The organism is Pseudomonas sp. PS02288 (genome assembly GCF_029959715.1).
Taxonomy (GTDB): Bacteria; Pseudomonadota; Gammaproteobacteria; order Pseudomonadales; family Pseudomonadaceae; genus Pseudomonas_O; species Pseudomonas_O kuykendallii.
In genome coordinates this window covers 66448-73924 of sequence record NZ_JASCPA010000016.1, presented here as the reverse complement: position 1 = coordinate 73924, position 7477 = coordinate 66448, and the positions used below count along the sequence as shown (strand labels likewise).

Annotated in this window: 5 protein-coding genes and 2 pseudogenes; all 7 read right to left on the bottom strand. The window is 59.2% G+C overall.

Features of this window, described 5'->3' with window-relative positions; translation table 11 throughout:
- Nucleotides 1–124: 124 nt before the first annotated feature.
- A pseudogene (locus tag QMX85_RS23490) lies at nucleotides 125–589 on the bottom strand (site-specific integrase); the annotation flags it as partial.
- Between the two features lie 58 nt (nucleotides 590–647).
- Nucleotides 648–887: pseudogene (locus QMX85_RS09165) on the bottom strand (DNA polymerase V subunit UmuC); the annotation flags it as partial.
- Nucleotides 880–1317 (bottom strand): S24 family peptidase, encoded by a 438-nt coding sequence (locus QMX85_RS09160; protein WP_279649741.1) that lies wholly within the window; start codon nucleotides 1315–1317, stop codon nucleotides 880–882. The pseudogene QMX85_RS09165 and the gene QMX85_RS09160, both read right to left, overlap by 8 nt.
- Before the next feature lie 313 nt (nucleotides 1318–1630).
- Nucleotides 1631–3904, bottom strand: a complete 2274-nt coding sequence (locus QMX85_RS09155) for an ATP-dependent DNA helicase (RefSeq protein ID WP_282340035.1) — start codon at nucleotides 3902–3904, stop codon at nucleotides 1631–1633.
- Nucleotides 3901–5541 carry a VRR-NUC domain-containing protein gene (locus tag QMX85_RS09150; RefSeq protein WP_282340034.1) on the bottom strand — a complete coding sequence of 547 codons (1641 nt, stop codon included), beginning with the start codon at nucleotides 5539–5541 and terminating at the stop codon, nucleotides 3901–3903. The genes QMX85_RS09155 and QMX85_RS09150 overlap by 4 nt, the downstream gene beginning before the upstream one ends.
- Before the next feature lie 349 nt (nucleotides 5542–5890).
- Entirely contained in the window at nucleotides 5891–6472 is a 582-nt protein-coding gene (locus QMX85_RS09145; RefSeq protein WP_033982999.1) for a plasmid pRiA4b ORF-3 family protein, read from the bottom strand.
- 13 nt (nucleotides 6473–6485) lie between these two features.
- The gene (locus QMX85_RS09140; protein WP_282340032.1) at nucleotides 6486–7361 is read right to left on the bottom strand and encodes a WYL domain-containing protein; all 876 of its coding nucleotides are present in this window, start codon (nucleotides 7359–7361) and stop codon (nucleotides 6486–6488) included.
- Between the last annotated feature and the right edge of the window lie 116 nt (nucleotides 7362–7477).

Below are 7477 nucleotides of genomic sequence, written 5' to 3'. Positions count from 1 at the left end.
TCATTTCCATACTGATCACCCTGTGTTCTCCTGCTCAAAAATTGAGCAGAAGCAGTTGAACACCTGGGTCAGTTTTCAGTCGGCAGAACAGCCTCTACTGGGTCAGTTTTCGGTCAGCGGCAACAGACCTGGCCGCAATACTGAGAAAGTGTCGCCACTGCTCATCGGTGGGAATGTCTGGCAACTTAATCAGCCGTGGGAGCAAGCCCCTGACAAACCCTCCATGTCCAGGCACTTGGGCCAGCCGACCATGCTGTCCGCGGGGCACGGGGTTGTGCTCGCAAAGACCCTGAAAAACGAGGTGGTCGTACCACAACCGGATAGCAGTAAGCCGCTGGTGCAAGGTTGAATTCGCCACCGCGCTCTTTGCGCCAGGTAGCAGCTCACGGATGTAGAGCGTGACTTGTTCGAATGTCGCGGATTCGGGTTTCAGCCCACTCCCTTCGCAATGCAATAAGTAATGCGCAAGGGCACGGCCATAGGCGTCAAGGGTGGCCGGCGCACGCCCCAGATTACCCAAGAGCTCCAGCCAAGCTTGTACACTGGAATAACGACTTAACACTTGCTTGTGCAATGGGGTGGTGGTCATGGGCGCCCCCTGAGCGTCAACGGATTCAGCCTAGCTCAAAAGCATTCCACCTAACTTAATAGAGGGCGTAGTTGCTGCTGAAGGCGACGATGCCGTGGCGCTTGAGGTCGCCTCTGATCTCATGGAACAGGGCGCCCATTTTCACGAACGGCTTAGCATCGGCAGAGCGAGCAATCACGCAGCCATCGTTGTTGCTGAGCACGACGATTGGTGTGCGCAACAGATCCGGACGAAACACACGCTCGCAACTGGCGTAGAAGCTGTTGCAGTCGACCAGTGCGTATACCGGATCAGCCATGGGTGAGGTGATTCCGCAGGCTATGAGTGACGACGCCCCAGATCGTCAGCTCATCGTTCTCCAGGATGTAGCGCGGAGAGTAGGCCGGGTTCTCTGACTGCAGGATGAACTGGCCCTGCTCCTTTGCCAGGCGCTTTACCAGAACATCGCCGTTGAGACAGGCAACGACCACATGGCCCGGTTTTGCCGGGATAGCGCGGCTGACGATTAGATGGTCGCCGTCGAAGATGCCAGCCCTTGTCATGCTGTCACCGCTAACCGATACCACGTAGGTATGCGGTGTTTGCAAATCCAGCAGTGCATCAAGCGACAGCTTGTGTTCCATGTGGTCCAGCGCCGGGCTGGGAAAACCGGCTGGAATGTGTGCGTCAAAGCAGGGTAAGCGCGTGCTACTGGCTTGGAGTGCGCCAAGGATCTGGGCGTTGCTCATGGGAAATTGCCGTTAACTGTATTTATGTACAGTATCAGGCAATGTTGGAATCCTTCAAGGCGCGTCCATCTGTGCCGCTAGGCATGTGTACTAAATGTTTACGGGTGAAAAGTTTACGCATCGCCTCACCTGGCGATCCGGCCTATGGTCGACACATCACAACCGAAGAGTGTTCACCATGCTGATCATGCTGAGTTCAATGAATGAGTATTTGACCCTGCTGGCCACAGGGCTGGTGATGGTCGGGTTGGCAAGGCTGGCTTATGGTGGCCGTGCAGTCTGATCGATTTGCTCTCGCTTGTGTCGCCAGGGCTCACAGACGGTAGGGTTCGACCTTCCACCACGTGGGTAGCAGGTCCCTGATTTTGGCCTGGCCGAAGCGATCATCCAGCAGATACACCACGCCCTGGTCATTGACCGTGCGGATCACCCGGCCAGCCGCCTGCACCACCTTCTGCAGACCCGGATAGAGATAGGCGTAGTCATAGCCATTCACCTCACCGAACATCTGCTGCATCCGCGCTTTGACTTCTTCGTTGATTGCGTTGATCTGTGGCAGGCCGAGAGTGGCAATGAAGGCGCCGATCAGCCGCTTGCCGGGCAGGTCGATCCCTTCGCCGAAAGCACCACCGAGCACGGCAAAGCCGATGCCCTCGGAGTGGATCGTAAAGCCATCGAGAAAGGCTTGGCGCTCACTTTCATTCATGCTGCGGGTCTGTACGCTGTTTGGAATGTCCGGATTCAGCGTCATGAACAGCTCGCGTACTTGCTCCAGGTAGGCATAGCTGCTGAAGAAGGCCAGGTAGTTACCGGGGGTGCTGCGGTACTGCTCGGCCATTAGCCTGCAGATCGGCGCGAGGCTGGACTCGCGGTGCTGGTAGCGGGTCGACAGGTTGCGCACCACGCGCACGGCCAACTGATCGGCCGAGAAGGGCGACTCCACATCGATCCACTGGGTTTCCTCGGGCAACCCCAGCAGATCCTGGTAGTACCGGGCCGGGCGCAGCGTCGCGGAGAACAGGGTAGTGGTGTGGGCGTCGCTGAAGCGGCTGGCGAGAAAGGGCGCTGGCACGATGTTTCGTAGACACAGCGTGGTGTGATCACCAATCGCTTGAGTGTTCTGGCGGGTTACATCGAACAGCGAGTGCGGCCCATAGGACTCGCTCAGCCGGCAGAACAGCATGGCGTTGAGGTAGAACTGCAGCAGCAGTCGATCCTGACCGTTGGGGTAATCGGTCAGGTGATCGGTGATGGCGCTGACGGCACGCTGCAGCGCTGCCACCAGCAGGTCCGGCACGACAGGGTGGATCTGATAGTCCACCTGTTGCACCTGGTTGAGCTGCTCCCAGTGTCGACTGACGCGCTGCAGCACGCTGCGCAGGCCTGAGGGTGCGATGCGGCACAGCTCATGAAACTCTTCTTGATCGAGCTCGGCGGTGTACATGCTCCTGGCACGCTCGACCAGGTTGTGCGCTTCGTCGACCAGTACGGCGACGCGCCACTCGTTGACCTGGGCAAGGCCGTAGAGCAGGGCGCTGATGTCGAAGTAGTAGTTGTAGTCGCAGACCACCACATCGGCCCAGCGGCACAGCTCCTGGCTCAGGTAGTAGGGGCAGACCTGATGAGCCAGGGCAATGCTGCGTACTTGCTCCTGAGTCAGCCAGCGCTGCCGTAGTGCGGCCTCGCGGGCTGCAGGCAATCGATTGTAGAAGCCCTTGGCCAGTGGGCAGGATTCGCCATGGCAGCTCTTGTCGGGATACTCACAGGCTTTGTCGCGGGCCACATGCTCCAGCACCCGCAGCGGCGTGGCATCGTTTCCTTCGCGCAGGCTGTGCAGGGCGTCTAGCGCCAGGCGCCGACCGGGCGTCTTGGCCGTGAGAAAAAACAGCCGATCCAACTGCTGGCCCGGCATGGCTTTGAGTTGAGGGAAGAGGGTGCCCAGCGTCTTGCCGATACCTGTTGTGGCCTGAGCCATCAGGGTGTGGCCATCACGGGCACTGCGATACACCGCTTCGGCTAACTGGCGTTGCCCACGGCGAAAATCGGGGTAGGGGAAGCGCAGCGTATCCAGGTAGGCATCGCGTATTTTTCGGTGGGCTTCTTCCTGCTCTGCCCAGACCAGAAAGCGCTGACACTGCTGCTCGAAAAACTGCTGCAGGTCGGCGGCACTCATCACTTCGATGAAGGCATTCTCGGTGTGGGTGAGCACGTTGAAGTAAACGACGGCCAGCTCCACCTCCTGCAGATCCAACTGCTGGCAGAGCAGCCAGCCGTAGACCTTCACCTGCGCCCAATGCAGGGCCCGGTGATTGGCCGGGATGCGGCTGATATCGCCCCGGTGGGTTTTGATTTCTTCGAGACGATTGCGCTCCGGGTCATAGCCATCAGCGCGACCACTGACGATGAGTCCGGGGTAGCTTCCGCTGAGTGGCAGTTCGGCAAGGTAGTCAGAACCACGCCGGCCCACCACGGTCTGGTGACCGGCGATGCCTTCCTGAGCGGTGGGTGAGGGCGTGAAACGTAGGTCAAGATCACCCTCCTTGGCGGTGAACTCGCAGAGGGCACGCACCGCTACGGTGTAGGTCATGCCACGTCCCAGCTCACGTAACAGACCTCGACCGGAATGCCCTGCTCGGCGGCAAACGCCAGCCAGCGCTTCTGGTTGTCCTGCAGGCGGTCGCCTGGGCCTTTTACTTCAATCATCCGGTAGCGCTGTTCCTGCGGATAAAACTGAATCAGATCCGGCATGCCGGCGCGGTTGGCTTTCAGGTCACGCAACAGGCGGGTAAAGCAGGCATGCAGATGGGCGGCAGGAATGCACTGTAGGGCCAGTTCCAGGCGCGCCTCATCGAGCATGCCCCAGAACACGAAGGGTGATTGCAGGCCGAGCTTCTCCTGATACCGATCCTTGATCAATTGCCCGTAGCCGGGTTGTTCAAGCCGCTGCAGGCAGCGCTCGAAAAGAGGTTGGCGACGCGCATAAAAGTCCGGGCTGTGCAGGTCCACCGGGCCGCTGTGGAACGGGTGAAAAAACGCCCCCGGCAGCGGCGCGAAGATCGCCTCCCAGCACAGCAAGCCGAACAGACTGCAAATAAGGGTGTTTTCCACGTAATGCACCGGAGCATCATCCTGCTGCAGATGATCACGCACGGCGATTTCCACACAGCCATGTGCCGGCATCGGCAACACCAGGTCGATACGGCTCTCGCCCACTGCCTTGGCGCGCTTCATCGTCGGCAGGCCGAGCTTACGCCGCAGGCGGGTGAGGGCCCGTTCCAGACGCTGACTTTCTTCATCACCGCCCGGCTCCTGGCTAAAGGCTAGCGCCTGATCATGGGCCTCGCTATCACGACCCAGCTGTTCCAGCACGCGAATCTGCCGCCAGCGGGCTTCGCCATGATTGCTTTTCTGATAGAGCAGCAGGGCCTGCTCCAACTCGCAGCTCTTCTCCAGTTGCTGAGCGATCTGAAACAACAGGCGCGACTGGCGACTGCACAGGTAGGGGTTGCTTGAACTGAACGCCAATAACGGCGGCACAATGTCCGCCAGATCCGCACCTTGCTCAACGCTGACGCGCAACTGGCGCAGGTGCAGGTAATCCTCAAGATCCTGACGACACTGAAAGCCCCGTGACTCCGGGTTTATGTCCACCGATTCATAGCGGTAGATACCCAGATCCGCCAGCACGAATTCGGACCAGTCCTGGGCCAGATTGCCGAAGAACATCAGGCGCAGACGGTCGCACAATTCGCCCACCATCAAGCTCAGCAACTGATCATCCAGCCCAGGGCACCAGTCCCTGAAGGTCTGAGCAGGTAGCTCCGTGCCGAGCAGTTGTTCGAGCAGCTCGGCCTTCTTCTGCGTGGCGCGGCGGTCGGTGAGCGGCAGATAAGTCAGCACCTCATCCTTGCGCAGCAGCTCGGCAACCTCATCCACGGTCAGCACCGCTTGTTCGGTGATCCAGCCCTGTTCAAGCAGTGGGCCGGCTGCCGCCAGGCAGTCGCCTATTTCCGGGTAGACGAGCTTGCTCAGGCGAAAATGGCAGCCCTTGCGCATGACCATACGCACCAGCAAAGCCTGGGATGGCCAGGCCATGGTGTGGAAGGTGTCGAGAAAGGCGCGCTCTTCATCCGACAGCAAGTCGGCATAGCGCTCACCTACCCAGGCGAGTGCCGTGCGGAAATTGCTGAGGTAGTAGAGCTCGGGCGGTAGTGGGACGGACATGGTAGTGATTACTGTATTCTTGTACAGGATTGTCCGCTTTGACGCCCGGGCGATCAACTATCAGAGGTTCTGCCTATTCCCCACGCAATGGGAAGAGAGCAGCTGCGTTCTTGACATGCCTACAATGCCAGCGCGGCTCACCTCCGGCTGCCATGCCATGTGATTGAGCACGGCTGAACCCAGGGATGAGTATGGCTAACTGCCGACTATCTGCATGATAACGGTCCGTCCAATTTCATGGCCCGGATCCGTCTAAATTCAGGGTGTGAGGCCATTCTTGCTGAAAGCCGGTGCTCTGCATGACTGAAACTTTGCTTCGAGAGGGTTGGCAGCTTGTTGGGCAAGTCGGCTAGCCCCAGAAGTTGTTGCAGATCCGCTGCACGGCGGCGTTGGCCGCTCGACGATCAAATAGCTCTGCATCGAAGCTGCCGCCTGCCCATTCAAGTGCACTGCGGCCTTCGTCACTGTCTGCCTGTTGGGTAATCTGCAGGAAGTGCTGATAGCCCGGAACTCCCCCCACATCTTCAGGTGGGCAGGCGCGGGCGCCGTCTAGCACTTCGCACCAGGTTCCGCTGAAATCACAGGGCTCGCTGGCCTCCACTGCGATCACATGCTGCCAGCTATCACCGAAGTCATAGAGGTAGCGCAGTCGGTCTGTGTTCTTCAGGACTCGCTTCAGTTTGACCTTGCGATCGTCCAGGGCGTCTTCGAACATGTCTGCAAAATCAGCGTCCAGCGGCATGTAGCGATTAAGCCCGTCACTGAACTCATGTAGATGGACGCTGCTCCAGCCAAACGCAGCTTGGATGAAATGATGCAGCTTGCGTAGCGTGCAGTCGCCGGTCACCTGTATCCGCCGCCAGATCGGAGGATTGAAATGCAGCGGCTCCAGCTGGATATGCAGGGTGTACAGTTGAGGCTGAGTAGCCATGGGAACTCCGCGTTCAGTGATACAGCCAGGGCTGCAGTTCATCGAGGTTAGCGACGACGATCTGCTGTGCGGTGGCTTTGGCATGCACCTTGGTTGGGTCGATCTGGTAGCGCTGCAGCACGTACTGCACCAGCGCGCCCCGCGTTTCGACCACCAGCTGTCCTTGGTGCATGCCGTAGTCGGTCTCGATGATGGCTTGCTGTTCCGGCTTGAGGCGCGAGTCCGGTGCGATGATCACCTGCACCGGGGTGTTCCAGCCGCTATCGGCATCCCGCCCGTGTGTAGAGCGGTCATCCATCAGGTCGGGAACGCCGCGAAAGCGACTCAGCACAAAGTCACGGTAGTCGGCATTGCGCTCGCAATAGGCACGCACATGCCAGCGCATGCCGGTGTAGATCAGCGTGTGCGGGGCGATCAGCCGCGTTTCGCCATCCGGGGTATTGAAGGACACGTACTCACACTCCAGACGCAGTCCTTCGCGGCAGGCACGTAGCAGAGGGCGCAGCAACTCCGGGCGAACCGTGCGATCCGGCACCCGCAGCACTTCAGTGTGTGCGTAGGCCAAGGCCAGGCCTTCAATGTGCGGTGCGCGGTCGTGATTCTGGTTGAGCAGGTGCAGGTAGGCGCTGGCGCTGTCATCAATGAATAGCGGTTTGAAGCGCCGGCTCGGCACGTACCCCTTCAAATGCTTGTCATATTCCAGGTTCTTCGGCGCGTACTCGGAAATGTACGAGTTGATGTCCTTCGACGCCTGCTGGCGGCTGATGCCGAAGCTCTGCATCAGATGGCCCGTGGTTAACCGGCCTTCCCACCAGGCTACCGTCTCAATCAAACGGTAGCGCAGCGCCAGATCCCAGCGAACCGACGTGATTTCCTGCTTACGTTTCATAGCCTCTCCATCTGCTCGAAAACTTTACCTGTACGGGCAAGCACCGTAGATACGTCGTTCAAAACTACATATCGTGATAGCCAGAGACAAGCAGGCCGATGTCAGTTAGTCCGGGG

Coding starts and splice junctions, on each gene's coding strand:
- QMX85_RS09160 (WP_279649741.1), bottom strand. CDS start 1,317: ATGAGCAACGCCCAGATCCTTGGCGCACTCCAAGCCAGTAGCACGCGC.
- QMX85_RS09155 (WP_282340035.1), bottom strand. CDS start 3,904: ATGACCTACACCGTAGCGGTGCGTGCCCTCTGCGAGTTCACCGCCAAG.
- QMX85_RS09150 (WP_282340034.1), bottom strand. CDS start 5,541: ATGTCCGTCCCACTACCGCCCGAGCTCTACTACCTCAGCAATTTCCGC.
- QMX85_RS09145 (WP_033982999.1), bottom strand. CDS start 6,472: ATGGCTACTCAGCCTCAACTGTACACCCTGCATATCCAGCTGGAGCCG.
- QMX85_RS09140 (WP_282340032.1), bottom strand. CDS start 7,361: ATGAAACGTAAGCAGGAAATCACGTCGGTTCGCTGGGATCTGGCGCTG.